Genomic DNA, 25,765 nt, shown 5'->3' with positions numbered 1-25,765 from the left:
GCATATGGATAACGTCCCCCCTTGAGGGGGGATTAAGGGGGGTGTTCCTGTATCCTGTATCCTGTATCCTGTATCCTGTATCCTGTATCCTGTATCCTGTATCCTGTATCCTGTATCCCGTATCCCGTATCCTGTATCCCGTATCCCGTATCCTGTATCCTGTATCCCGTATCCTGTATCCTGTATCCCGTATCCTGTATCCTGTATCCTGTATCCTGTATCCCCTAAACGCTCGCCTCTGCACCCAACTGCATATTCCTTTTTCGCTGATATAAATGATAAACAAAGGCCATGGCAAAGAATAATCCGGCGACAGATGCCATGCCACCGGCAATGCTGCCGTCGAAGGCAGCGCCCAGGTAATAACCGCCTATGGAAATGAGTATGGCGATGACCACCGTGATCATCATCATGCGGTCCAGGCGATCGGTGAGCAGGTAGGCCGTGGCAGGAGGGGCGATCAGGAATGCTACTACCAGGATAGCACCAACTGTCTCGAATGATGCGACCGTAGTGAGCGAAACAGCCCCCATCAGCAGGTAATGCCATAGGCCGGTTGAAATTCCGATTGCGGCCGCGTACGCAGGATCGAATGTCGTGATATATAATTCCTTGTACCCGATCGTGATGAAGGCAATGACCAGTACGAGTATACCTCCGCTGATGTACATCGCACGAGGTCCCATGATCAAACCGTCGGGAAGGATCCACAAATCAATCGGGACGTAGGCAATTTCTCCGTACAGCACACATTCCTGATCGAGGTCGACCTTGCCCGCGAGTGCGGAAATCAGGATCACACCGATGGCGAACATGACCGTGAAGGTCACCCCGATGGATGCATCCGTCTGTAGTTTCCCCTTTTTATGGAAGAATTCGATTAGAAATGTGGTGAGTATTCCAATTGAACCGGCGCCGATGAGCATGGGGAGTGATTCGCGGGAACCCGTTATCAGAAACGCGATCACAATGCCGGGCAGGACGGCATGGGAAATGGCATCGCCAATCATGGCCATTTTTCGCAGGATAAGAAAACATCCCAACAGGCCGCACGAAATGGCCACGAGAGATCCGGTGAATATGATTTGTAGTGCCTGCATATCAATAGGGGATTTCTGATTGGTGAGGATCTACCTTTGGATAATCAAGCAATTTCTCAAGTCTCGCTTCAAGCTCCGGCGTAAGAATATGCTCGATGGTATCTGCATCATCATGCACATGATCGGGGGCAATCCGCAGGTATTGAGTTAGGTACAATTCCCAGAGACGATGCAGTTTTACAGTTCTCTTTCCTTTATTCATCCCATCTGTGGTGAATGCATAACCAGATGGTGATCGTACAATAAATCCGTCCCTGGAAAGTCGTTTGAGTCCGCTAAGCAGCTCTTCCTTTTCAAAAGACCGCAGGGCAAGCAGGTCCTCCAGTGAGCGGGACTCTTCGAAATTGCCGTCGCGTTCACCCAGGTTATAGAATGTCTTCAGAATATTCTCGTCTGTCATTGAGTGCCGGATCCTGCGGCTGACAAGCAGTCGGTGAAGTATTCCTTTACCAGGTGCGAAGAAGAACGAGAAAAATGCTATGGCCGAAACGACCACAACAATCCAGGGGCCCGTTGGCATGGATGGAGCAGTATAGCTGATAAAGGCACCAGCGAAGCCGCTTACTGCTCCGAAAATGGCAGCCAGGATGACCATTACATGGACATTCTCAGTCCAGAATCGTGCAGCTGCCGCGGGTGTGATCAGCATGGCAGCCATGAGAACGACTCCTACGGCCTGAATTCCAATCACAACTGCCAGAACGGTGAGTGTGGTGAGCACCAATTCAATCGCACGGATGGGAATCCCGATTGTCGCTGCAAAATCTGCATCAAAGGCTAAAATGGTGAGCTCCTTGAAAAGAAAGAAAACAGTTATAAGGAGCAGGAATGCAGTAATGGAAAAGACGATCAGATCCTGACCAATCAGGGAGGCCGCCTGTCCGAACAGGAACGCATCCAGTCCCGATTGCGCCGCATTACCGCTTTTCTGGATAATGGTTAAAAGAAAAATTCCGATACCAAAGAAAACAGAGAGAGTAAGGCCGATTGCGGTATCTTCTTTTATTTTACTGTTGGCACGGACGTAATCAATGATCACAAGCGACAGCCACCCGGTCGCAAAGGCCCCGGGAATGAGTATCAGGGGATTTTTTTCACCCCAAACCAAAAACGAGAGACAAACTCCGGGCAGTACCGAATGGGCGACAGCATCACCTACAAGTGCTTTTTTCTTGAGAAAGGTGAAGGTGCCTACCACCGCCGATGTTGCCGTAAGCAATATGGCGCCGATGACGACATACCGTACGTTCGGGTCGGAAAAGGTGAAGAATGACAAAATATCCTTATCCATGGCTACGGGTTTTCTCTGTGTGGAAAACGTTTCTTTTGCATCAGGTCACCTACATCTGAGAGCAGGGTAAGTTTACCGCCATAGGTTTCCTGGAGAAGTTCCTGTGTGAACGTATCTTTTGTCGGACCATACGCGGTGAGCCGCATATTCAAAAGTATCACCCAGTCGAAGTAAGTCGTTACCGACTGCAGATCATGATGAACCACGATAATGGTCTTGCCTTGCTGCGTCATTTCACGAAGAAGGGTAATGATCGTTTTTTCCGTGGCAGCATCCACTCCAGCGAACGGTTCATCCATCAGGTAGATATCGGCCTGCTGTGCCAGGGCCCTGGCGAGAAATACACGCTGCTGCTGTCCGCCGGATAACTGGGAGATCTGCCTTCCTGCGTAAGCCTCCATTCCAACCTGCCTGAGTGCGTCCATGGCTGCCATCATATCGGCCTTTCGGGGCCGTTTGAATAACCCTAGTTTTCCGTAGCGCCCCATCAGCACCACATCTTTCACCGATGCGGGGAAGTCCCAATCCACCGATTCGCGCTGTGGAACATAGCTTACCCGTTGCCGGATCTCTTCCAGCGGCTGATCAAACAGGCGGATAAACCCGCTCGTATTGGGGAGAAGGCCCATTACTGCTTTGATAAGGGTCGATTTGCCCGCTCCGTTGGGACCTACAATACCAACCAGTTTACCCTCGGGGATTTTCAGATCGATATCCCAAAGGACCGGTTTGCGGTCGTATGCCACGGTAAGATCATGTACTTCGAGCGCTATATTTTTGTTTTTCATAGGAGTGAATCAACAATTGTGTTAACATTCGACTGCACCATTCCCACATATGTGCCTTCTGGAGTTCCCTCGGCACCCATTGCGTCGGAAAACAGGTTGCCGCCGATTCTGACATCAAAACCGCGTTCACGACAACCGGCTACTACAGCATCGATACTGCGCTTCGGAACGGAGGTTTCGACAAAAACTGCCTTTACACGGTTTTCTACAATATAATTTACCAGGTCTGATACATCTTTTAAACCGAATTCCGAAAGGGTAGATAATCCCTGCAGTCCGCGTACAGTGAAACCATAGGCGTCACCAAAATACCCGAAGGCATCGTGGGCGGTAACAAGGATCCGGGAAGAGGGGGGGAGTTCTTCAATGCGCATTCGTACCCATTGATCCAGTTGAGTGAGCTCATTGAAATAAGCATCAGCATTTTGCTTGAAGTACATTGACTTATCTGGTTGAATATCAGATAGTATAATTTCAATAGAGCGTATCGCATCCCGCCAAAGCAGTACGTTAAACCAGAGATGCGGATCATAGGTGCCTGCAAAACCTGCAGCTTCGCGCAGCCGTTCTTCATCCAGGCTTTCGCCAATGGCAATGACCCGTTTCTGGCGCGACAACTTTTCGAGGACTTCACCCATTTTACCTTCAAGATGAACCCCGTTATAAAAGATGATGTCTGCCTCAATTAACTTTTTCAGATCCCCCTGGGTGGCTTTGTAGAGGTGCGGGTCAACTCCCGGTCCCATCAGTGATTCCACACGAACGGAGTCGCCGCCTATGTTGGTTACCGCATCGGCAATCATGCCGGTGGTGGTAACGATGTACAGCTGACCGTCACTGATAACCTGGTCCTGCACCCGTCCGCATCCTGCGAATACAACGATTAGCAGTAGATATGACAGGAATGATTTCATATTCGCACCCTTTGAACCCACAGGTTTCCGGCTACCTGTTGTGAAATGAATATTGTATTGGTGTCGTTCACCCGAATCTCCAGGGAATTGTCGTAGGCCACCTGATCCACAATACGTATGAATGAACCGATAGAGATGCCTGTTTTATCGAGATATTGCAGAAAGGCACTTGATGTATCCCTTACAGCGGTAACCTTACCTGCCTCGCCCGGCCTGAGCTCCAGCAACTGGACCTGCTGTACGTCGGCTATTTCACCGTCTTCGGTGGGAATGGGGTCCCCATGGGGGTCAAATCTCGGGCTCCCCAAATATTCATCCAGGCGTTTTATGAGGAGCTGGGACTGGATGTGTTCCAGTTGTTCAGCCACTTCATGCACCTCGTCCCAGTTGAAACGCAGCTTCTCCACCAGGAAAGTTTCCCAAAGCCGGTGCTTACGGATGATACGTAGCGCCAGCGTGGTTCCCGATTCGGTGATCATTACCCCATAGTACTTTTTATAGCTGATCAGTTTTTTAGAGGCAAGACGCTTTAACATGTCTGTTACAGACGCGGCCCTTGTGTTCATGGCTTCGGCGATGGCATTGGTCGATACCGGTTTGCCCGTCTCAGAGTAAAGATGGTAGATCGACTTCAGGTAGTTTTCCTCGGCGAGGCTTAATTCGATTAACGACATATTCAAATATAGATATTTAGACGAATCTAAAAAATATTTAAGATGTATAAAAATTGATGAATTATACCATTTGTATCCCAATTTAAGCTTAACTCAAGTAAAGTTAAAGTCATTAATAGCTGTATTTCAGCTGTTTAGTAAATTATCTACAAGCGCCCTGAAATCCAGGGCTTCATGCTCCCAATGAACTTCGGCCCCGGGTTTATCCATATAGAATCGGGAATCTGCCAGTTCTTTAATCAGCTGTTCAGGATCCGATTTATAGACGACAGACGCCCGATAGGTATCGCAGAATGACTTCCATATGCTACTGTACTTAATAAAAACAATGGGGATTTCGTGCGCCAGGTATTCATAAAGCTTAGAGGGCATTTTATCGTAAACCCAGGATTCGTAACTGATGACGGCAGCATCAGCTTTCACGAGTGTTCTCAGGATCTGATCGTAGGGTAATGGTGCTTCGCTGATATTTGCTTCGATCCAAGGATATTTTGTGATCCTGTTCCTTAGCTTATTGAGAAACGAGGTGTCAAAACTATTTCCGCAAATCAGCAATCGAGCCGAGGGATCGATCTTCCTGACTTGTTCAACCATTTCAATACATTCTGATATACCGGTATGGTTTGCAAGTGTACCAGTAAAAACAAATGTGAGTGGATTACGGGCAGTTCCTGGAAAAGTTGCGGATTCAGGCATAATGGCCTTGTTTTCCAGTATTGTCGCCTTGTTCCGTGTGAAAGCCAGTTGATCTGCATAACATCGCTCGGCAAGAATGTAATGATCGATGAATTTAACAGAACCTGTTTCCTTGCGACGGGTTAACCTGGCCAGGGGCCGACTGAAGAAATGTTTCCGGTGAAGGATATTTTGATAATAATTCTCGCGGACATCATAAATGATCCTGAGATCTTTATTTTTCAGTCTTTTGGCCATACCCAGTAATTCATGGGTGTTGATGATCAGCAGATCTGGCTCAAGACGCCTAATTAATTTCTCGATTTTAGTGGTTATCAATAACCGTTTAAGGCTTTTTCTTGGGAAGGGCTCAAGGGGGATGAAGTTGATTTCCGGGTCAATTATAGGCGCTTTGCCCGGGAACCCTATTATATTTACGTCATATTTGCCGGAAGGCACAAGCGATTTTGCCAGCTTAAGATATGTGCGCGGGTCATCGACCGGTTTCAGCACCGAAGCAAAAACAATTCGCTTACGTTTCATATTACAGTATAAAGATAAACCTACGTTGTTAATGGACAATAAAAAAGAAATCATTGAGAAGGCATGGGCAGACCGTGCATTACTAAAAGAAAAGGATGTACAGGAGCTTATCAGGTCGGTAATTGAGGACCTGGATAAGGGTGATTTGCGTGTAGCAACCCCAGGAGCTGAGGAATGGACCGTGAATGAATGGATAAAGAAAGCCGTAATCCTTTATTTTCCAATCCAGCAAATGCAGACGGTAGAGGTTGGTCCGTTTGAATTTCACGATAAAATACCCCTCAAACGAAATTATCAGCAGCTTGGCGTACGAGTTGTCCCGCATGCGGTAGCCCGGTATGGGGCTTATATTAGTCCGGGAGTCGTCCTCATGCCATCCTATGTAAACATTGGCGCCTATGTCGATGAGGGTACAATGGTGGATACCTGGGCCACAGTAGGAAGCTGCGCGCAAATCGGAAAGCATGTACATCTCAGTGGTGGCGTTGGTATAGGTGGGGTACTGGAACCAGTTCAGGCGGCGCCTGTAATCGTGGAAGACAACGCATTCATCGGATCGCGTTGCATTATCGTCGAAGGGGTTAGAATTGGGAAAGAGGCCGTCCTGGGTGCAAATGTGACGCTTACGGGCAGTTCTAAGATCATCGATGTAACCGGGAGTGAGCCCGTTACGTATCAGGGGTATGTGCCACCCCGTTCTGTTGTAATCCCAGGAAGTTATACGAAGAAGTTTCCCGCGGGAGATTACCAGGTGCCATGTGCCTTGATCATTGGACAACGGAAGGAGAGTACCGACAAGAAAACCTCTTTGAATGAGGCATTGAGAGAAAATAATGTAGCGGTTTAGCCGTTTGGCATATTAGTTGTTCATCTTACCACAGATGAAAAGTTTTATAATTCAGATATCGGCCACATTGTGTGCGGTAATTTTGTTTACCGCCGCATCTCCCCGCGTTTATCAACCGGTGGATCATGACAGTTTTGGTCCGGGTGAAGAGCTTCAATATCGTGTTTCCTTTGGAATAATCGGTATTGGTGATGCCAGGATGGTCATCGACAGGGAGGTTCGTAGTGTCAATGACCGGCCCGTGTACAAGGTGGATGTCTATGGTAAAACGACTGGAATGGTTGACTGGGTAGCACGTGTGGATGATCATTGGGGTTCCTATGTGGATACCAGCGCATTGGTTCCCCACATCAGCTACCGGAATATCCAGGAAGGAAATTATCGGAAAAATGAGATCACCCGGTTTTATCATGACCGGGGTGTTATTGAAACCCGTACACTGGATCAGAAAACAGGAAAATATAAAGAACCTAAAGTCTTTCATAATCAGCGCCGGGAGATCAGGGATATGCTGGCTGGCTACCTCTACCTGAGGACCGTGGATTTCTCAGGTATGAAAAAGGGTGATTCGTTTGAAATCAGCGGATTCCTGGAGGATACCTTCTATGATATGAAAATGGTATATGGCGGAGTTGAAAGGATTAAGACCAAAGCGGGGAAATTCAGGGCCATTAAACTGGTACCTGTTATGCCTGAAGGTGGTGTGTTCGACGGTGAGAAATCTGTGACATTATGGATTTCAGCTGATGAAAACAAAGTTCCGCTAAAGATTGAAGCAAAAATGTTCGTGGGTAATACAACCCTTGAATTAAGCGGATTCAACAATTTGAGACATCCGGTTTCAGGATTGTAATTTTCCTGATGTAAGAATTTAACCATATCTACCTAACTGCTTTCATTTCAATTTTGTATAATAGCACATGCTTTTAATTGTATTGGCCATATTAAGTCTTCCGTTGCCGGGTAAGGAAACCATTACGTTTCCGTCATCAGACGGTGTGACCATTACAGCAGACCTGTATGCTCCACATTCCAAAGATGCCCCGATGATCATCCTGTTTCATCAGGCAGGCTGGAGCAGGGGTGAGTATAATGAAATTGCTCCAAAGCTGAATGAAATGGGGTATAACTGCCTGGCAGTGGATTTAAGGGCCGGGGGTAGCATCAATGGCGTGATCAATCAGACCCATGAATCCGCTAAAGGTCTTTATAAAGAAACGCGGTATATCGACGGACTTCAGGATATTGAAACCTCGATTCAGTATGCCAGAAAAAATCTGAGTACCGGGAAATTGATCATCTGGGGCAGCTCGTTCAGCGCAGCCCTCGTTTTAAAGGTAACGGGTGATCATCCGGAATGGGTTGATGCTGCGGTTGCGTTTTCACCGGGAGAATATTTTACATCGCAGGGGCAATCACGCGATTATATTTCCAGTAGCGCTGCAAACATTACTAAACCCGTTTTCATCACTTCTGCCCATAATGAAAAGAGCAATTGGTGGGGAATTTATGTGGCAATATCGGATATGGACAAAAGCTATTTCTGGCCCAATACGACAGGAAATCACGGTTCGCGTGCACTTTGGTCGAAGTTTCCGGATTCGGCGGATTACTGGGAAAAGGTGAAATCTTTTCTGGAATCGGTAAAATAATCAGTTTTTGATCTATAAATTTGCAGGAAGTGGCCTTTTCCTGCCACTTTTTTTGTTATCGAGCGTAGTATACTTATGAGACAATTTGTTTTTATTTTTTTAACCTGGGCCTTATGCCTTACGGGATGTTCCAATGATCAGTCAGAAATAGGAGACCGTATGTTTCGTAAAGGCAATTATGAACAGGCCATTGCTGCATATACAGAATACCTTCGATTGAATCCGAGTGATATTAAAACTATATATAACCGGGGCAGGGCATACCAGGAACTGGGTAAGAATGAAAAAGCACTGGAGGATTTTCAGCGGGTGATTAAGGAAGACCCGCTCAATGTGAATGCGCTGCTGAGTGTATCCAATGATTATTTTAACCGCCTGCGCGACTACGAGAACGCCATTTTCTATGCGGATAAGGTCCTGAAAGCTAATCCGAATGCCATTGCATTTACTGTGAAAGGCAAATCTTATCAAAAAATGGGTAAGCTCACCGAGGCAATGGCAGCCTACAATGACGCATTGAGCACCAACGATTCCTATGCTGACGCATACCTTTCCAGGGGAAGCTTGTTCATTTACCTCAACCAGTACAACAAAGCGTGTTCAGATTTTCAAAGAGCCAAGGCGCTTGATCAGGAAGTCTCCCAATACATCGAGAAATATTGCAAATAATCCGCCTAATGCGGTGAGGATTATAATTTAGGACATTTGGATGTTGATATATTTAAGGTTAATGGCTAACTTCCAGTCTCTTAACCTTCATCAACCATTTATGGTAAACATTCTAAACCCTAAATTATGCTCGATGATTTAATCAAAAGCCTGGATGGCGATGTAGGTAAACAACTCACAAATCTGGGTATCCCATCAGACAAGACTTCAGATGTTCTGTCGATGGCGACTTCCGCACTCACAGATCAATTCCAGCAAAATGCCAAAAGCGGTGACATGTCTGGCATGTTAAATCTGTTTAATGGCAACCAGGCCATTGGAAGCAGTTCACTGGTCGATGGTATGGTTGGAAATTTTGCAAGCCAGATAGCCTCAAAGCTTGGCATCTCGCCTGAAATTGCCAAAAGTGCTGCTGCCATGCTCATTCCCATGTTATTGTCGAAACTTGACTCAAGTACCCCGTCGTCGGGGCTAACTGAAGATCATCTATCGCAAATTCTGGGGGGCGAACAGAGTATGGGAGGTATAACGGACGCCCTGAAGGGATTATTTAACTGAGAAACTAAATCAAACAATTATAATAATTACATACTATGGCTAAAATTTCGGATATCGAAGGAATAGGCCCTGCATTGGAGAAGAAGCTCGCAAAGGCAGGCATTAAATCAGTAAATGGACTTTTGAAGACATGCTGTGACAAAAAGGGACGTAAGGCAGTGGCTGAAACTACTGGCATTGATGAGTCTAAACTCCTCAAGTTTGCCAACATGGCCGACTTATATCGTGTGAAAGGGGTAGGAAGCGAATACTCAGAATTATTGGAAGCAGCAGGTGTGGATACCGTAAAGGAATTGAGAACACGCAAGCCTGAGAATCTGCACGCTAAAATGGTTGAAGTGAACGCTAAGAAGAAACTGGTGCGTCAGCTTCCTTCATTGTCCAAGGTTCAGGCGTTCGTTGAACATGCGAAAACGCTTGACCCTGTAATCACTCACTAATTAATTTTAGTACAAAAGGCTGAAGCACCTCTCACCAAAGGGAGGTGCTTCTTCTTTTTCTGCGTGGTTTCACTCCAAGCGCCCCCATCAGTCCCCTTGAGATTTCCCGCATGAGGGTGTTGCCCAATTGACGAACCATTGTATTCTTCGACAACTGTTCCACCAGTGATTCATCATTGGAAGATTCTGACTTTTTGGTAGTTTTTTTCGTCTCGGGTTCCGGAGCAGCTGCAGCCTCGATTTTCTCATTTAACAATTCATAGGCACTTCTGCGATCGATCTCCTCATTGTACTCATCAAGTATCTCCGATTTTGAAATAATCTTTTTTAGCTCATCATCTGTAAGTATACCCATGCGTGATCTTGGGGCCGACATCAATACTGCCGCCAACGGGGTGGGTATACCTTTTTCATTCAGCACGGTAACAAGTGCTTCACCAATACCCAATGTGGTAAGCAGTTCATCGATGTCATAATACTCGGAAGGAGGAAAATTTTCTGCCACAAGTTTGATCTTCTTACGATCGCGTGCGGTGAACGCCCGTAAGGCATGCTGTACGCGGAAGCCAAGCTGACTCAATATGTTTTCAGGTATGTCATCCGGCACCTGGGTACAGAAATAGATACCCACACCTTTGGAACGAATGAGTTTAATGATCGAGTCGAGCTGATCCAACAGTGCGTCTGAAGCCTCCTTGAAAAGAAGGTGAGCCTCATCAATGAACATGATCAGCCTGGGTTCATCTGAATCACCCTGTTCAGGGAACGTCGAGTAAATCTCAGCCAGCAGGCAGAGCATGAAGGTTGAAAACAGCTTTGGACGATCCTGAATATCCACAAGACGTAATACACTGATCATTCCTCTTCCGTCCTTGTCGGTGCGTAGCAGATCGGCCGGATCGAACGACCGTTCACCAAAGAAACGTTCTGCTCCCTGCTGTTCTAGCTCGATGATCTTCCGGGTGATCGTTCCAACCGAAGCCGTAGATATTCTTCCGTATTCTTTTTCAACGCTTTCCTTTCCTTCATCGGTCACATATTGAAGAATCTTTTTCAAATCCTTCAGATCCAGCAGGGGCAATTTATTGTCATCACAATATTTGAATACAAGGGCCATAATACCCGACTGTGTATCATTGAGTTCAAGCATCTTGCTGAGCAACACGGGCCCGAATTCAGAAACAGTTGCACGGAGCCGCACACCGGCTTCATCCGACAGTGTGAGGGGCTCTATCGGGAATCCCTGCTGCACATATTCTATACCGATATGCGCCATTCGCTCGTCAATCTTGGGGTGAGGGGAGCCCGGTGCAGCAAGCCCGCTAAGGTCTCCCTTAATGTCCATGAGTAAGACAGGTACGCCCTGTTCAGAGAGCGCTTCGGCCATTACCTGCAGACTTTTGGTCTTTCCGGTACCGGTAGCGCCAGCAATCAGGCCATGGCGGTTCATGGTTTTAAGAGGGGCCTTTATTAAAGCCTTATCAAGGGGAGCACCATCGATCATCGCGGTTCCCAGGACAATTTCTCTTCCTTTATTGGTATGCGCCTTTTCGATGATGGAGCGAAAGTCTTCCTTACTCATATGTTAATGTTATTTTTTGAACTGCGATGCGACGATTAATTCCTTTGTTTTATGGCTCCAGTCATAAAATCCGCTGCCACTTTTAACGCCTTTATGTCCGGCAGTAACCATATTCACCAATAATGGACATGGCGCATATTTAGGATTGCCAAGCCCGTCGTGGAGCACATGGAGGATTGATAGACAAACATCAAGGCCGATGAAATCTGCCAGCTGCAACGGGCCCATCGGGTGTGCCATACCAAGTTTCATGACCGTATCGATCTCTTCCACGCCAGCCACACCTTCAAACAGACTGTATATTGCCTCGTTGATCATTGGCATCAGAATACGATTTGCAACAAATCCGGGATAGTCATTCACTTCAACCGGAACCTTGCCCAGTTTTTCAGAAAGGTCCATTATCGTATTTGTGGTGGCATCCGTGGTATTGTAGCCACGTATAACCTCAACTAACTTCATCACTGGAACAGGGTTCATGAAATGCATTCCGATCACCTTATCCGGACGATTGGTTACAGCAGCAATTTTCGTAATGGAAATCGAGCTGGTATTGGTGGCAAGAATCGTATGGTCAGAACAAAATTTATCCAGATCACGGAATATATTTAATTTGAGTTCAACATTTTCGGTAGCAGCCTCAACCACCAGATCCGCTTTTGCAACACCTTTTTCCAACGCTGTTTCAGTTGAAATTCGTAACAGTGTTTCCTGTTTCTGGCTTTCATTGATCAGTTCCTTATTTACCTGTCGATCAAGGTTCCTGGAAATGGTTGCAAGTCCGCGTTCCAGAGATTCAGCGGATATGTCGATAAGCGTTACCTGAAAACCATTTTGAGCAAAGACATGTGCAATTCCATTTCCCATGGTTCCGGATCCAATTACCGCAATATTTTTCATCATGTGTAGTGTTTTTGATTGGATTCAAATATAGGAAGAAATGAACAGGACGGAATAATCAATTCAACAGTTCATATTTTGCTCCCTCAATATAAATTTAATTTATATATTGGAGACGGTAAATTTTAATCTAACTAACTATGTTCAAAGAATTTAAAGAGTTTATTTCTCGCGGAAACGTTCTGGAGTTGGCAGTAGGTTTGATCATGGCAACCTATTTCGGAGCTATCGTAAAATCATTTGTCGATGATATCATTATGCCTCCTGTAGGAAAGATGATTGCAGGCGTCGATTTTTCTGAGCTGAAACTGAAAATTGGTGAAAATGTACTGGCAGATGGCACGGTGGAAGCTGTTAGCATCAATTATGGTAATTTCATAAATACCATCATTACATTCATTATCGTTTCCTTTGCGGTTTTCATGGTAGTAAAATCGTACAATCGTTTCCTGAAAAAGCAGGAAGAAGCGGCTCCGGCTGCGCCTCCGGCACCCAGCAATGAGGAAAAATTACTGACTGAAATAAGGGATTTACTGAAAAAACAATAACATCAAAGAGCGGTTCAGCCGCTCTTTTTTTTTAACCTTGCAGTATGATTGAAATCGGGAAACATCAGTTGCTTACAGTAAACCGGGAAGTTGACTTTGGTCTTTACCTTGGGGACGGAAATGAGGAAATACTGTTGCCGACCAAATATGTTCCTGATGGACTCAGCATTGGTGATAAACTTCGTGTTTTTGTTTACAAGGATTCCGAAGACCGTCCGATAGCCACTACACTTCAGCCTGCAGGGGAAGTTGGAAGTATTGTTTCCCTGAAGGTAAAGGATAGTAATCCGCATGGCGCCTTTATGGATTGGGGACTGGAGAAGGACCTGTTTGTTCCTAAGCGGGAACAGCATGTTCCATTTCAAGTGGGCAAGTTTTATGTGGTTCGCATCCTGCTTGACCATAAGACTAACCGGCTTATCGGCACCAGCAAGATACGGGCATTCCTGAAAAAAGATGCTGATGGACTTGAAGAAGGGCAAAAGGTAAATCTCTTAATCTATTCTGTTACCGATCTGGGTTTTCAGGCGGTAATTAACGGGACCTATTCCGGTTTGTTATATCGAAGTGAGTGTCCTGTCGAATTTGCCATCGGAACAGAAACGGACGGGTATATCCGCGCAATACGGGAAGATGGAAAAATTGATCTGCGCCTGAGCCTGGGAGGACGTGAGGGTGCTGATGAGCACAGGGAAATGTTGCTGGATGCTTTGCATAAGAATGACGGATATCTTAATCTGACCGATAAATCCAGTCCGGAAGTCATCCAGCAAACACTGGGTATGAGTAAAAAGGCATTTAAAAAAGCCCTGGGTAATTTGTACAGGGACCGGCTGGTACTGCTTGAAAGTGAAGGCGTCCGGCTGGCTGCTAGCGACGATAAAGCATAACTTCTGTGGCCCTGTTGGTGGCTGAAAAGCGAATTTGAAGGTCCATTCCGGAGGTGCTGTCACCTTCTCCACAGTCTGGCCCGGGATCCAGCAAATAGATATAGAATTTCTGATTACGCTTGTACAATTCATTTTTATCCGGTTTTCCCAGCCAGAGCAAAATGGTTTCTTCCGACTGCCCCTTCAGCGCATCGATGAAATCAGGATGCTCCTGCATGAAAAGCGAGCGGTAGCCCATGCATCCGTTACGGTCAGATTTCCATTCATCTTTATCAAGATAACCGGGAGCAGGAGTCGAACTGCAGGCCGAAAGGCCCGCGATGATCAGGATGAAAAGGACATTTTTCATGAAAGACTTACGGATGAAGATTTAAGAGCTCTGTTCAAATAGAAAAACCAACCGGCGGAGACTATGGCATATAGCATGGCAGCCGGCAACAGGTAAAACGGAAAATCTAATGCATAGTGCATAACTGTAACAATGCCTGCCGACAGTGATAAACGAATGAACTCGAATGGCGTAACCCACGAACGGTTTTCCAGCATGCCTCCACAGGATACCACCAGCATGATAATAAGACTTACAATCATTAAATTCTCGTACCAGGCACTTGATTCCATTGTGAAGAGAAATACCGCCGTAATGAGCAACGCGATCACATACTGGGTCATTACATAGGGGATCACACCCCGCTGAAAACGCGGATTATATTTGATGTAGGAAGTGCGATCTACTTCGGGGATTGGCTGCATTCCACCCATTTCTGCAGGAAGCCATCCTGGTTTGTAAAATATATACCGGACTTTATCGCTGGAAGAGGGGATGGCCTTCATTGTTTGCCACATTTGATGGTAATGGGCCAGGTTGACCCACAAAGGGTTCCATGAATTGGTTGGTTTTGTAATTCCATAAACCGGTCTTTCTTCCTCTTCCTGGAAGGTTCCGAACAAACGATCCCAAACAATAAAAACACCCGCATGATTGCGGTCTATATATTTCGGGTCACGACCATGATGTACGCGGTGATGGGAGGGAGTATTGAAAACATATTCCAGCCAGCCCAGTTTTCCGATGGTCTCGGTATGGATCCAGAATTGGTAAACCGTAACGAGCGCAGATACAAATACGAAGGTGGTGGGATTGAAACCTATCAGCGCTAACGGGAGATAGAAACTGAATGTCCATAGGATTTGGAAAGACCCCTGTCGAAGTGCCACTGAAAAATTATAATCCTCACTCTGATGATGTACTACGTGACCGCCCCAGAATAAATTGATCTCATGCGACATTCGGTGCGCCCAGTAATAACAGAAATCCACTGCTATAAATAGTAAAATGAAGGTAAGGGCATTTTCCGGAATGGTGAAAAATCGATATTCGTAGACGAATGCGAAAGCGGCAACGCCCAATACCTTGAAGAAGATATTGGTGAGTTGCTGGGTGACGCCGCAGCTGATATTTGTTATGGCATCGTTGAGCCGGTAAAGCTTGCGTTTTGAGAACCGTTCGATCAGTAATTCAATACCGATCAGCAGGAAATAAATGGGGATGGATAATATAATCGGATTGAAATCCATAGGTGGTTTAAAAACTCAAAATAATTGAAATTAGTTTAAGAATAAAAATATAACTTCGCACAGCTAGGATGTTACGACTTATAAAATTTATTTGGTTGGTTACCCTGTTGGTGGCACTGGGCTCATTGCTCTACACGTATGCGGCGGTGGGTGAAATGCTTACATTCGGGTCCTATACATTTTCAAGGGAATGGTATTTTTACCTGGCTCTGCTAATCCTCGTGATTTTTAATTTTACTTTTTATACCCTATCAAGAAATATGGGCTACCGGGATGAAAAGCTGCGGTCTACGCTCATCAGCTGGCAGCTTAGTTTCGCAGGGGTACTGAATCTCTTCTTTATAACCAGTGTTTTTTTTCTGATGCTGGTCAATAGCGGAGAGGCTTTTGATTACAATAATTTCGGCTACCTGGTATATGTATGCCTCGGGCTCATCGGGCTCTGGATCCTAATGCTGCCATTTGTATTCTCCCGAAAAATACTTAGCTAAGTAGTTTATTGTCCTGATTATAAATACTTAATATACAGGTAATTATATCAGATTAATTCATTTTTTTGTTTAGAAGAACAGCCTGATTAAATCAAAATCATTGCTTGAATAAATGGTGTTTTTCGTGTTTATTCGCTTACAAGCCATGTGTTGAAAAGGAAATTTATGTCTGAAGAAAATCAAGTTCAATATACCGAAGATAGTATCCGGTCACTCGACTGGAAAGAGCACATCAGAATGCGTCCGGGAATGTATATCGGAAAGCTCGGAGACGGATCAGCGCAGGACGACGGAATTTATGTGCTGGTGAAGGAAGTGATCGACAATTGTATTGATGAACATATGATGGGATATGGCAAAACCATCGATGTGAAAATCACCGATCACAGGGTTGAGGTGCGCGACTACGGTCGGGGAATTCCCCTGGGTAAAGTTGTTGACTGCGTGTCGAAGATCAATACCGGGGGTAAATATGATTCCGGGGCATTTCAGAAATCAGTCGGATTGAACGGGGTGGGAACCAAGGCCGTGAACGCGCTGTCGAACTATTTCAAGGTTCAATCTTACAGGGAGGGACAAACGAAGGTTGCTGAATTTAAGCAGGGAGAAATTATTACGGATCACAAAATCGGTTCGTCAAGCGGGAGGAATGGTACCCTGGTCGCATTTGAGCCTGATGGAACCATTTTTAAAAACTTTCATTTTATTCCGGAATACCTGAATGACCTGATCTGGAATTATGTATTTCTGAATGCGGGTCTGACTATAAATTTTAACGGACAAAAATTTCACAGTGAGAATGGGTTGCGTGATCTGCTGGAGCGGAAAACCGATGTCGAAAATATCCGTTATCCCATCATTCATCTCAAGGGCAACGATATAGAACTTGCACTTACCCACAGCAATCAGTACGGCGAAGAATATTACTCCTTTGTGAACGGACAGTACACGACGCAAGGAGGAACGCACCTGGCCGCGCTGCGTGAGGCGCTTGTGAGGACTGTACGTGACTTTTACAAAAAAGACTTTGACGCGACCGACATCCGGGCCAGCGTGGTAGCTGCGATCGCTGTACGTGTTCAGGAACCTGTATTTGAATCTCAGACAAAGACCAAACTGGGTTCACAAAATGTGGCGCCCGACGGACCCACTATGCGAACTTTTGTCAATGATTTTCTGAAGACAGAGCTCGACAATTATTTACACCGGAATCCTCCGGTCGCCGATGCCCTGCTGAAGCGTATTTTGCAATCGGAACGGGAACGCAAGGAGATTGCCGGAATTAAGAAACTGGCCAACGATCGTGCTAAAAAAGCAAATCTTCACAACAAGAAATTACGCGATTGCCGGGTACATTTCAGTGATAAGAGCAAGGAACGTGCAGAGGAGACGATGATCTTCATTACCGAGGGAGACTCGGCCAGCGGGTCTATTACCAAATCAAGGGATGTGGAAACCCAGGCGGTATTCAGTTTGCGTGGTAAGCCCCTGAACTGTTTTAACCTGACGAAAAAAGTAGTGTATGAAAATGAAGAATTCAATCTTCTTCAGCATGCACTGAATATCGAAGACGGTATCGAAGGTCTGCGATACAGAAAAATCATTATCGCCACAGACGCGGATGTCGACGGGATGCACATTCGCCTGTTACTGCTGACATTCTTTCTTCAGTTCTTTCCCGATTTGGTCCGGCATAACCATGTTTACATTCTTGATACGCCTTTATTTCGCGTACGTAACAAGAAGGAAACGATCTACTGCTATTCGGAAGAGGAGAAACGTGCAGCCATCGCCAAGCTTGGGAACAAACCTGAAATTACCCGATTCAAGGGGTTAGGGGAGATCTCACCTGATGAGTTTGGAAAGTTTATCGGTGATGAGATGCGACTGGAACCCATCATCATTAAGAAGGACACAACCATAAAGCAATTGCTGTCATTCTATATGGGTAAAAATACACCGGAACGTCAGGATTTTATTGTGGATAACCTGAGGATTGAAAAAGACCTCGTCGAAGAAACAGCTGCTTAAATTGTAATAAAATTGCAAAATATAAATAATTGTAATTATATTGCAATATGAATTATTTAATAATGATGGCGGATATCATTGGCAGTTCCCGCGAGGAAGGGGCAGCGTTGATGAATGCATTTTCCGGAATTGTAGAAGCGGCTAATAAAAAGTTTGAGTCAGGGATCCTGTCTCCACTGACGATTACGCTGGGTGATGAGTTTCAGGGGATTATTTCAGATGTGCAAACGGCCACAGAAATTATATTTTTTATTGATGAACAGTGCCTGATTGCAGATCCGGTCTTTCGTTTGCGTTATGTATTGCATTACGGCGAGATACAAACCCCTGTTAATACAATCGAATCATACGGAATGCTGGGCCCTGGCCTCACCAGGACACGGGAATTGCTTGGGGAGATCAAAAATGGTGATCTTGAGATAGTTGTATCCGGCCTGTCGGCACCGAACAGTAAACGTCTCGAGTTGGCATTTAGGTTATACCGGGCATTTTATAATGACTGGCATGAAAAGGATTTGTCGGTAGCCTCTGATTTTATTAAGCACCAGGATTACAAGATCCTTTCCTCGATGTATGGCAAAGATCCGTCGACCATGTGGCGGAAAGAAAAAACACTAAAAATGAAAGACTTTTACGCCTCTAGGGAATTGATAACTTTAATGGCAAGCGATGCATAGGGCCTGGATTCATGTCGGATTGATTATTGTCGTTTGTGAATTGCTGGCGGCACTGGTATTTTATTTGCTGGCCCGCTGGAATGCCAAACCCCCTGAAGTGCGTCGATCTTCACGGCTTACCTGGAGAGGTTTATTTAAAGGCTGGGTGGAGCGTGCGTTCCTGGTTTATGCCCTGATAAGTGGCTACCCCCAGGCACTCACATTTTTCGCAGCCCTGAAAATTGCAACCCGCATTAAGGATGACGACCGTATTACCAACGATTTTTATCTCATAGGCAATATTTTATCTGTCTGCCTGGCAATTTTATACTCACAAGTTTTAAGCAAATATTTAGTATAGCATGGATAATCACGAAGAGAACGGAAAACCTGAAAAATATAGTGGTGAGGATCAGATTCATGATGTTATACCTGTATCCGGTATGTACGAGGACTGGTTTCTCGAATATGCGTCCTATGTGATCCTTGAAAGGGCAGTACCTGCGATTGAAGACGGCTTTAAGCCTGTTCAGCGCCGAATTATGCATGCCCTGAAGGAAATGGATGATGGTCGTTTCAATAAGGTCGCCAATGTGATCGGACAAACAATGCAATATCACCCGCATGGTGATGCTTCCATTGGTGATGCCATGGTGAACATGGGTCAGAAGGAACTGCTGATTGAAACCCAGGGTAACTGGGGAGATATTCGTACAGGCGACAGTGCAGCGGCCCCGCGTTACATCGAGGCACGTTTGTCAAAATTTGCTCTTGATGTGGTTTTTAATGCTCAGACCACCAATTGGCAGGTATCTTACGACGGAAGGAAAAGGGAGCCGGTAACCTTTCCGGTTAAATTCCCCCTGCTGCTTGCACAGGGTGTTGAAGGGATTGCAGTTGGGCTTTCCACAAAAATACTTCCGCACAATTTCTGTGAACTGATCAAAGCCTCGATCGATATTCTGAAAGGAAAGAAACCCAAAATTTATCCGGATTTCCCGACAGGGGGCATGGCCGACTTTTCTGATTACAACCAGGGTATGCGGGGTGGTCGCATTAAGGTTCGTGCACGGATTGAGGAATATGATAAGAAGACCCTGGTCATCCGTGACATTCCGTTCAGTACAACGACTACCAACCTCATTGAATCGATCATAAAAGCCAATGATAAGGGTAAGATCAAGATTAAGAAGGTGGTCGACAATACCGCACGGGATGTGGAAATTCTTGTTTCGCTTGCTCCGGGTCAGTCACCCGATATTACCATAGATGCGTTATATGCATTTACCGATTGCGAATTATCCATATCGCCAAATTCATGCGTGATCATTGACGACAAACCTCATTTCATGCCGGTCGGTGAGATTTTACAGCGCAATACGGATCAGACGGTTGACTTACTGACAAGGGAACTTGAAATTCGCCGGCACGAGCTTATGGAGAAGATACTTTTCTCTTCGCTCGAGAAAATATTCATTGAAAACAGAATTTACCGGGATATCGAGGAGTGTGAGACATGGGAGGCGGTTATTTCCACGATCGACAAAGGTTTGGATCCATTTAAGCCTCAGTTCTACCGTGAAATCACGGAGGATGATATTGTACGCCTGACAGAGATCAAAATCAAGCGTATATCCAGGTTCGATTCCTTTAAAGCCGATGAATTATTGAAAAGGCTTCAGGATGAACTGGCAGAAACGGAATACAACCTGGCCAACATCACTGAATATGCCATCAATTACTATCAGGGACTCCTGGAGAAGTATGGAAAGGGACGTGAGCGCAAAACTGAAATTCGTTCTTTCGACGCGATTAATACAACCGTGGTAGCCGCCAACAATCAGAAGCTTTACGTGAACAGGGCTGATGGATTCGTTGGTTACGGACTGCGTAAGGATGAGTTTGTTTGTGACTGTTCAGACCTGGATGATATCATTGTCATCCGTAAAGATGGTAAATGTATGGTCTCCCGGATTGCAGAAAAGGTCTTTATGGGCAAGGATATTCTGCATGTAGGTGTTTGGAAAAAGGGTGATGACCGGATGACCTATAATATGATCTACCTGGACGGAAAAACCGGCAGGTCCATGGTAAAAAGGTTCCAGATCACTGCCATTACCCGGGATAAGGAATATGACCTCACAAAAGGCCATAAGAATTCACGCGTCCTTTACCTGAGCGCCAATCCGAATGGAGAGGCAGAAATTGTGACAGTGAAACTCACATCAGGATCCAAAGCCCGAATCAAAATCTTTGATTATGATTTCTCAGAACTTGAAATAAAAGGGCGTGGCGCAGGAGGAAATATATTAACGAAATATCCGGTGAGGCGTATTGACCTGAAAGCCGAGGGCGTTTCCACGTTGAGTGGCCTCGATATCTGGTACGACGATTCGGTAGGCAGGCTCAATAAAGATGAACGTGGACGTCATATTGGAAACTTTAATGGTGATGACAGTATTCTTGTCATTTATAAGGATGGTTCTTACGAGCTCACCTCATATGAACTCACCAATCGATATGAGCCTGAAAAAATTATCCTAATTGAGCGATTTGATTCCGAAAAGGTTATTTCTGCGGTCTATTATGACGGCGAAAGCAAAACTTATTATGTGAAGCGTTTTCAGATCGAAACATCCACTCTTAACAAGCGGTTTGGATTTATCAGCGAAGCCGGGGGCTCCAAATTATTGCTGGCATCCACGGCAGAATCTGTTGAGGTTGAAGTTTCTGTTCAGAAACCAAAGTCGAAATCGCATGATAAGGAAATCGTGAAGCTCGAGGATATCATCGATGTTAAGGGATGGAAAGCGATCGGGAATAAACTTTCCTCCGAAAAAGTAAAAAAAGTAGAGTTACTTTCAGAAAGCGGAACAGATACAGCTAAGAAAAAAAAGGATAAGGCCCCTTCAAAGGCTGAAAGTGAACCAAAGGAGGACAAACCTGATAATAATGAATCGGGTTCTGAAATAAAGGAGATTGAGAATAAGGAGCCGAAGAAATCGGGTGGAAGTGGAAAAGGTAAGGAAGAAGGAGGTTACAATATCGGTGAAACCATAGAATTTGATTTTTAATGAACAGGGAAGACCGTCTGCTACTGGAATATTTCAGCGGTTTTGTAAGTGAATCACGGAAAGAGCTGATGGACCAGGTACTTTCAGACCGGACAAGACAGGTCACAGTTGTTCTGGAAGATATTTACCAGTCACAAAATGCCAGTGCAGTCGTGCGCACATGTGATTGCTTCGGGATACAGGATCTTTACATTATTGAAAACCGGCATGAATATAACCTCAATCCACGTGTTGTTCACGGCGCTTCCAAATGGATTAATATGTACCGGTTCAATACTTCCGAGAATAATACATCGGAATGTCTGACTTTATTGAAGCAGAAAGGTTATACAATTGTCGGCACTACCCCTGATAAAACCGCCATGTCTATTTATGATCTGGATCCGGAGGTAAAACCAGCGATTTTATTCGGAACCGAGGCACTTGGATTATCTGAAACAGCCATTGATTTATGTGATCAGATGGTTACCTACCCAATGTACGGATTTACAGAAAGTCTGAATATTTCAGTGAGCGTTTCGTTATGTTTGAGTGCGGTGATACCCGCATTGCGAAATTCCTCGGATTCGTGGCAATTAACTGATGCCGAAAAGGATGAGCTTCGATTATCCTGGTACCGGCAGTCGGTAAATCGTTATGACATACTGGAAAGAGAATTTCTCAAAAAGTTGAAATAAGTTATTAGGTTTACGGTGTATGGTTAGGCGGATAATTAAAGTTGCAGGAATTCTCACGGGTATCGTAATTGTATTTATGAGCGTTACGAATATCTGGGTCTATAATTCAACCCGTCAACAGGTTTTTGAGCAATCCGCCGATGTTCCATTTGCAGCTGTTGGAATTGTATTGGGTACAAGTCCGAAAACAATGCAGGGAGGTCCTAATCCGTATTTTGAAGAAAGGATATCAGCAGCAGCCGACCTGTATGAGATGGGAAAAATTAAGCACATTCTTGTGAGCGGTGATAATGCCACGGTATATTACAATGAGCCCGAAAAGATGAAACAGGCATTGCTGAAGCGCGGTGTGCCGGAAACTGCCATCACACTGGATTATGCAGGTTTTCGAACACTCGATTCGATGTTCAGGTGCCAGAAGGTCTTTGGGCAGAATGAAGTAACTGTGATAACGCAGCCATTTCATACCTACAGAGCCCTTTTTATTGCTAATTACCTTGACATGAAGGCGAATGCCTATGCAACCAAAAAGGTCCACTCAGCCAGCTTTAAAATGGCTGTGCGGGAATACCTGGCCCGGTCACTGGCTGTTTGGGAGCTTTATGTTGTCAATAAGGAGCCGAAATTTCTCGGCAAAAAGGAAACCCTTAACCTCTGATTTGAGTTCAATACACCGGTAATACATTTCAACTTGCGGTTCTATATATCCATATTGTTTCTGATTCTTTCAATTCCTGTTCTCGGACAGGAGCGGATCATCTTTGGCAAAGTCACCGATGCCAATACAGGTGATCCGATACCGTTTGTGAATGTTTTTCTCAAAGGCACTAATACAGGGGTAACTACCGACTTCAATGGCAAGTACGAATTGGTTATCAGGGAATCGGCAGACTCGCTTACTGCTTCCTACATCGGGTATGTGACACGGACAAAGCCTCTGACGAATGCTCCGCGGCAGGAGTTGAATTTTCAATTAGCGGAGGATGTGATCAGCCTGGATGAGGTAGTATTTATAGCCGGTGAGAACCCAGCATTCCCGATTCTTCGAAAGATTGTTGAAAATAAGCGTCGGAATGACAAGAGCACCCTGGATGCGTACGAATACGAGACTTATACAAAGATCGAGGTAGATGTCGACAATATTTCCGAGTCATTTCGCGAAAAGAAATTCATGAAAAAGATCACAAGCGTGATGGATAGTGTTGATCAGCTGGCAGGGGAAGACGGTAAGCCGATTCTTCCGTTATTTATTTCAGAGACCTTGTCGCAATATTTTTTCCGGCGGGATCCCCGTATGCAGCATGAAAAGATCATCAAAACCAAGATCACCGGTGTTGGTGTTGAAGACGGCAGCCTGGTGTCGCAATTTATTGGCTCTTCGTTTCAGCAATATAATTTTTACGAGAACTGGCTCAATATTGTAAGCAAGGAGTTTGTTTCTCCGATTTCGGTAGGATGGAAGACCTACTATGATTATGAGCTTAATGATAGCCTTTATGTAGATGATGACTTCTGTTATCGCCTGGATTTTTACCCCAAGAGTGAGCAGGACCTTGCTTTCTCAGGAACGATGTGGATTACGAAGGAGGATTATGCGCTAAAGCGGATTGATGCCACAGTTAGCCGTACGGCTAATCTGAATTACATCGAGAAGATCAAGATCCAGCAGGAGCTTCAGAAGACGTCTGGAGGTGCATGGCTGCCCTCGCAGACACGTGTTTTACTTGACATTGGTGAGATAACCGAAAATATGGCTGGAGTGCTGGCAAAATTTTATACTTCCAACCGGGAAATGGTAGTAAATCAGCCCAGGGAACCAAAGTTCTATGCCAGGCCTATTGAATTGAATGAAGATTACCGTCTGGATGCCAAGAGTGAGGATTATTGGGATCAGCATCGGCATGAACCGCTGTCAGAAACTGAAAAGAACGTATATCAGATGATCGATACGCTCAAAAGTATCCCTGTAGTTAAAACTTATACAGACATACTTAAAGTAGCGATCAACGGATACCGGAAGATTGGCAAGATTGACCTTGGACCTTATCTGGCCTTGTATGCCAACAACAATGTGGAAGGAAGCCGTTTTCACCTGGGTATGCGTACCAACATCGATTTCAGTAACAAATGGATTTTGGGTGGATATCTGGCCTATGGTATCAAGGATGAGGAGTTCAAGTACCGGATGTTTGTGGAGCGAATCCTGGACCGTGATCACTGGACAACCCTCCGCCTGGCACACGGACATGAAATTGACCAGGTGGGGCTTTCAGCAGAGGACCTGATAGGAAATAACATTTTCCTTGCGGCAACGCGTTTTGGAAGGCTTAATCGTCCTTACTACCAGGATTATTTCAGAATGACCTTTGAGCGTGAAGTACTGAAGGGATTTACCCCCAGTGTTTCTTTTACCCATAAATTCTACAAACCGGAATTTGATTTTGCCTACTACACGAGTGAATCCCGGCAACTTGATGAAATCGCAACTAATTTTACCACGAGCGAATTACGCGTGCAGCTGAGATTTGCCAAGGATGAACTGTACGTGCAGAACGACAATGAGCGTTTGAGCCTGGGAACCCTGAAGTGGCCTATCTTTACAGTTCAGTATACACGTGGGTTTGAGGGTCTGCTTGGGGGAGATTTTAATTATAACAAACTGAGTATTAACATTACCGATAAGTATAAAGTGGGCTTTTTAGGGACAACATCTCTGTCCCTTACTGCAGAAAAAATATTTGAGGTTATTCCGTACCCGCTCCTTAAAAACCACGTAGGTAACGAATCAATTTTTTATACTACTGCAGCATATAACCTGATGAACTGGTCGGAATTCACAAGTGACCAGTATGTGACGTTGCGATTGAACCATTACTTTGAAGGTTTCATTCTCAATCGAATCCCATTAATGAAAAAGCTGAAGTGGCGATTGCTGGCGACCGGTAATGTCTTGTTTGGATCTTTAAGGGAGGAAAACCTGAATAATCTGCCACAATTAACCGAGGAAGGAAACCTTACGGCACCCATTGGATTTCTCGACCCGAATCGACCGTATGTCGAGATCGGGTATGGTATCGAGAATATATTTAAGGTGATTCGTGTAGATTTTATCCACAGATTGACATACCGCGAAGTAGAGGACGCCAATAAATTTGGAGTAAAGATCAGTTTTCAATTCATCCTGTAA

Annotated in this window: 26 protein-coding genes; 16 read left to right on the top strand and 10 right to left on the bottom strand. The window is 45.1% G+C overall.

What is annotated here, in order from left to right; all coding sequences use genetic code 11:
• Nucleotides 1–224: 224 nt before the first annotated feature.
• The 6 genes from LDX50_RS18795 to LDX50_RS18770 all read right to left on the bottom strand — a co-directional run bounded on the left by LDX50_RS18795 (nt 225) and on the right by LDX50_RS18770 (nt 5,985).
• Nucleotides 225–1,100, bottom strand: a complete 876-nt coding sequence (locus LDX50_RS18795) for a metal ABC transporter permease (protein WP_225697742.1) — start codon at nt 1,098–1,100, stop codon at nt 225–227.
• Nucleotide 1,101: 1 nt separating this feature from the next.
• Complete coding sequence (locus tag LDX50_RS18790; protein WP_225697741.1) at nt 1,102–2,391, bottom strand: metal ABC transporter permease; 1,290 nt, start codon at nt 2,389–2,391, stop codon at nt 1,102–1,104.
• Between the two features lie 2 nt (nt 2,392–2,393).
• A complete protein-coding gene (locus LDX50_RS18785; RefSeq protein ID WP_225697740.1) occupies nt 2,394–3,179 on the bottom strand; it encodes a metal ABC transporter ATP-binding protein in 786 nt (261 codons plus the stop codon).
• A complete protein-coding gene (locus LDX50_RS18780) occupies nt 3,176–4,093 on the bottom strand; it encodes a metal ABC transporter solute-binding protein, Zn/Mn family (protein WP_225697739.1) in 918 nt (305 codons plus the stop codon). The genes LDX50_RS18785 and LDX50_RS18780 overlap by 4 nt, the downstream gene beginning before the upstream one ends.
• Nucleotides 4,090–4,767 carry a metal-dependent transcriptional regulator gene (locus LDX50_RS18775; RefSeq protein WP_225697738.1) on the bottom strand — a complete coding sequence of 226 codons (678 nt, stop codon included), beginning with the start codon at nt 4,765–4,767 and terminating at the stop codon, nt 4,090–4,092. Before LDX50_RS18775 ends, LDX50_RS18780 begins: the two co-directional genes overlap by 4 nt.
• Nucleotides 4,768–4,893: 126 nt before the next feature.
• Entirely contained in the window at nt 4,894–5,985 is a 1,092-nt protein-coding gene (locus LDX50_RS18770; RefSeq protein WP_225697737.1) for a glycosyltransferase, read from the bottom strand.
• 31 nt (nt 5,986–6,016) lie between these two features.
• Here LDX50_RS18770 and LDX50_RS18765 point away from each other — a divergent pair, with 31 nt between their 5' ends.
• The 6 genes from LDX50_RS18765 (at nt 6,017) to LDX50_RS18740 (ending at nt 10,151) form a co-directional block, all read left to right on the top strand.
• A complete protein-coding gene (locus LDX50_RS18765) occupies nt 6,017–6,832 on the top strand; it encodes a 2,3,4,5-tetrahydropyridine-2,6-dicarboxylate N-succinyltransferase (RefSeq protein WP_225697736.1) in 816 nt (271 codons plus the stop codon).
• A 34-nt stretch (nt 6,833–6,866) separates the two neighbouring features.
• The gene (locus LDX50_RS18760) at nt 6,867–7,685 is read left to right on the top strand and encodes a DUF3108 domain-containing protein (protein WP_225697735.1); all 819 of its coding nucleotides are present in this window, start codon (nt 6,867–6,869) and stop codon (nt 7,683–7,685) included.
• A gap of 67 nt (nt 7,686–7,752) precedes the next feature.
• A complete protein-coding gene (locus LDX50_RS18755) occupies nt 7,753–8,484 on the top strand; it encodes an alpha/beta hydrolase (RefSeq protein WP_225697734.1) in 732 nt (243 codons plus the stop codon).
• 159 nt (nt 8,485–8,643) lie between these two features.
• Entirely contained in the window at nt 8,644–9,153 is a 510-nt protein-coding gene (locus LDX50_RS18750) for a tetratricopeptide repeat protein (RefSeq protein ID WP_255647352.1), read from the top strand.
• Nucleotides 9,154–9,279: 126 nt separating this feature from the next.
• The gene (locus LDX50_RS18745) at nt 9,280–9,711 is read left to right on the top strand and encodes a DUF937 domain-containing protein (protein WP_225697732.1); all 432 of its coding nucleotides are present in this window, start codon (nt 9,280–9,282) and stop codon (nt 9,709–9,711) included.
• Between the two features lie 35 nt (nt 9,712–9,746).
• On the top strand, nt 9,747–10,151 hold the full coding sequence (locus LDX50_RS18740) for a DUF4332 domain-containing protein (protein ID WP_225697731.1): 405 nt from the start codon (nt 9,747–9,749) through the stop codon (nt 10,149–10,151).
• Nucleotides 10,152–10,182: 31 nt separating this feature from the next.
• On the opposite strand, the gene LDX50_RS18735 is transcribed toward LDX50_RS18740, so the two are convergent.
• The gene (locus LDX50_RS18735) at nt 10,183–11,733 is read right to left on the bottom strand and encodes a helicase HerA-like domain-containing protein (RefSeq protein WP_225697730.1); all 1,551 of its coding nucleotides are present in this window, start codon (nt 11,731–11,733) and stop codon (nt 10,183–10,185) included.
• Nucleotides 11,734–11,742: 9 nt separating this feature from the next.
• Entirely contained in the window at nt 11,743–12,633 is an 891-nt protein-coding gene (locus LDX50_RS18730) for a 3-hydroxybutyryl-CoA dehydrogenase (RefSeq protein WP_225698745.1), read from the bottom strand.
• A 140-nt stretch (nt 12,634–12,773) separates the two neighbouring features.
• Here LDX50_RS18730 and mscL point away from each other — a divergent pair, with 140 nt between their 5' ends.
• A complete protein-coding gene (gene mscL / locus LDX50_RS18725; RefSeq protein ID WP_225697729.1) occupies nt 12,774–13,181 on the top strand; it encodes a large-conductance mechanosensitive channel protein MscL in 408 nt (135 codons plus the stop codon).
• Between the two features lie 44 nt (nt 13,182–13,225).
• Nucleotides 13,226–14,071 (top strand): CvfB family protein, encoded by an 846-nt coding sequence (locus LDX50_RS18720; RefSeq protein ID WP_225697728.1) that lies wholly within the window; start codon nt 13,226–13,228, stop codon nt 14,069–14,071.
• Here the strand turns inward: LDX50_RS18720 and LDX50_RS18715 are convergent.
• Nucleotides 14,052–14,420 carry a hypothetical protein gene (locus tag LDX50_RS18715; RefSeq protein WP_225697727.1) on the bottom strand — a complete coding sequence of 123 codons (369 nt, stop codon included), beginning with the start codon at nt 14,418–14,420 and terminating at the stop codon, nt 14,052–14,054. The two genes, LDX50_RS18720 and LDX50_RS18715, sit on opposite strands and share 20 nt — an antisense overlap.
• Entirely contained in the window at nt 14,417–15,649 is a 1,233-nt protein-coding gene (locus LDX50_RS18710) for a sterol desaturase family protein (protein ID WP_225697726.1), read from the bottom strand. The genes LDX50_RS18715 and LDX50_RS18710 overlap by 4 nt, the downstream gene beginning before the upstream one ends.
• 68 nt (nt 15,650–15,717) lie before the next feature.
• Between LDX50_RS18710 and LDX50_RS18705 the strand changes: the two genes are divergently transcribed.
• From LDX50_RS18705 to LDX50_RS18670, 8 genes are all read left to right on the top strand, one after another.
• Complete coding sequence (locus tag LDX50_RS18705) at nt 15,718–16,140, top strand: hypothetical protein (protein ID WP_225697725.1); 423 nt, start codon at nt 15,718–15,720, stop codon at nt 16,138–16,140.
• Between the two features lie 165 nt (nt 16,141–16,305).
• Nucleotides 16,306–18,171: a DNA topoisomerase IV subunit B gene (locus LDX50_RS18700; RefSeq protein WP_225697724.1), complete on the top strand. Its 1,866-nt coding sequence runs from the start codon at nt 16,306–16,308 to the stop codon at nt 18,169–18,171.
• Nucleotides 18,172–18,218: 47 nt separating this feature from the next.
• Nucleotides 18,219–18,848, top strand: coding sequence for a SatD family protein (locus tag LDX50_RS18695; RefSeq protein WP_225697723.1), 630 nt, complete (start codon nt 18,219–18,221; stop codon nt 18,846–18,848).
• Complete coding sequence (locus tag LDX50_RS18690) at nt 18,841–19,188, top strand: hypothetical protein (protein ID WP_225697722.1); 348 nt, start codon at nt 18,841–18,843, stop codon at nt 19,186–19,188. The genes LDX50_RS18695 and LDX50_RS18690 overlap by 8 nt, the downstream gene beginning before the upstream one ends.
• Nucleotide 19,189: 1 nt before the next feature.
• Nucleotides 19,190–21,901 (top strand): DNA gyrase/topoisomerase IV subunit A, encoded by a 2,712-nt coding sequence (locus LDX50_RS18685; RefSeq protein ID WP_225697721.1) that lies wholly within the window; start codon nt 19,190–19,192, stop codon nt 21,899–21,901.
• On the top strand, nt 21,901–22,578 hold the full coding sequence (locus tag LDX50_RS18680) for a TrmH family RNA methyltransferase (RefSeq protein WP_225697720.1): 678 nt from the start codon (nt 21,901–21,903) through the stop codon (nt 22,576–22,578). Before LDX50_RS18685 ends, LDX50_RS18680 begins: the two co-directional genes overlap by 1 nt.
• A 76-nt stretch (nt 22,579–22,654) precedes the next feature.
• Nucleotides 22,655–23,236 (top strand): SanA/YdcF family protein, encoded by a 582-nt coding sequence (locus LDX50_RS18675; RefSeq protein WP_225697719.1) that lies wholly within the window; start codon nt 22,655–22,657, stop codon nt 23,234–23,236.
• Nucleotides 23,237–23,269: 33 nt separating this feature from the next.
• Entirely contained in the window at nt 23,270–25,765 is a 2,496-nt protein-coding gene (locus tag LDX50_RS18670) for a DUF5686 and carboxypeptidase-like regulatory domain-containing protein (protein ID WP_225697718.1), read from the top strand.

It is taken from the genome of Fulvivirga sedimenti (genome assembly GCF_020328055.1).
The sequence above is the reverse complement of the archived record's forward strand: the minus strand, read 5'-3'. Positions and strand labels throughout refer to the sequence as shown.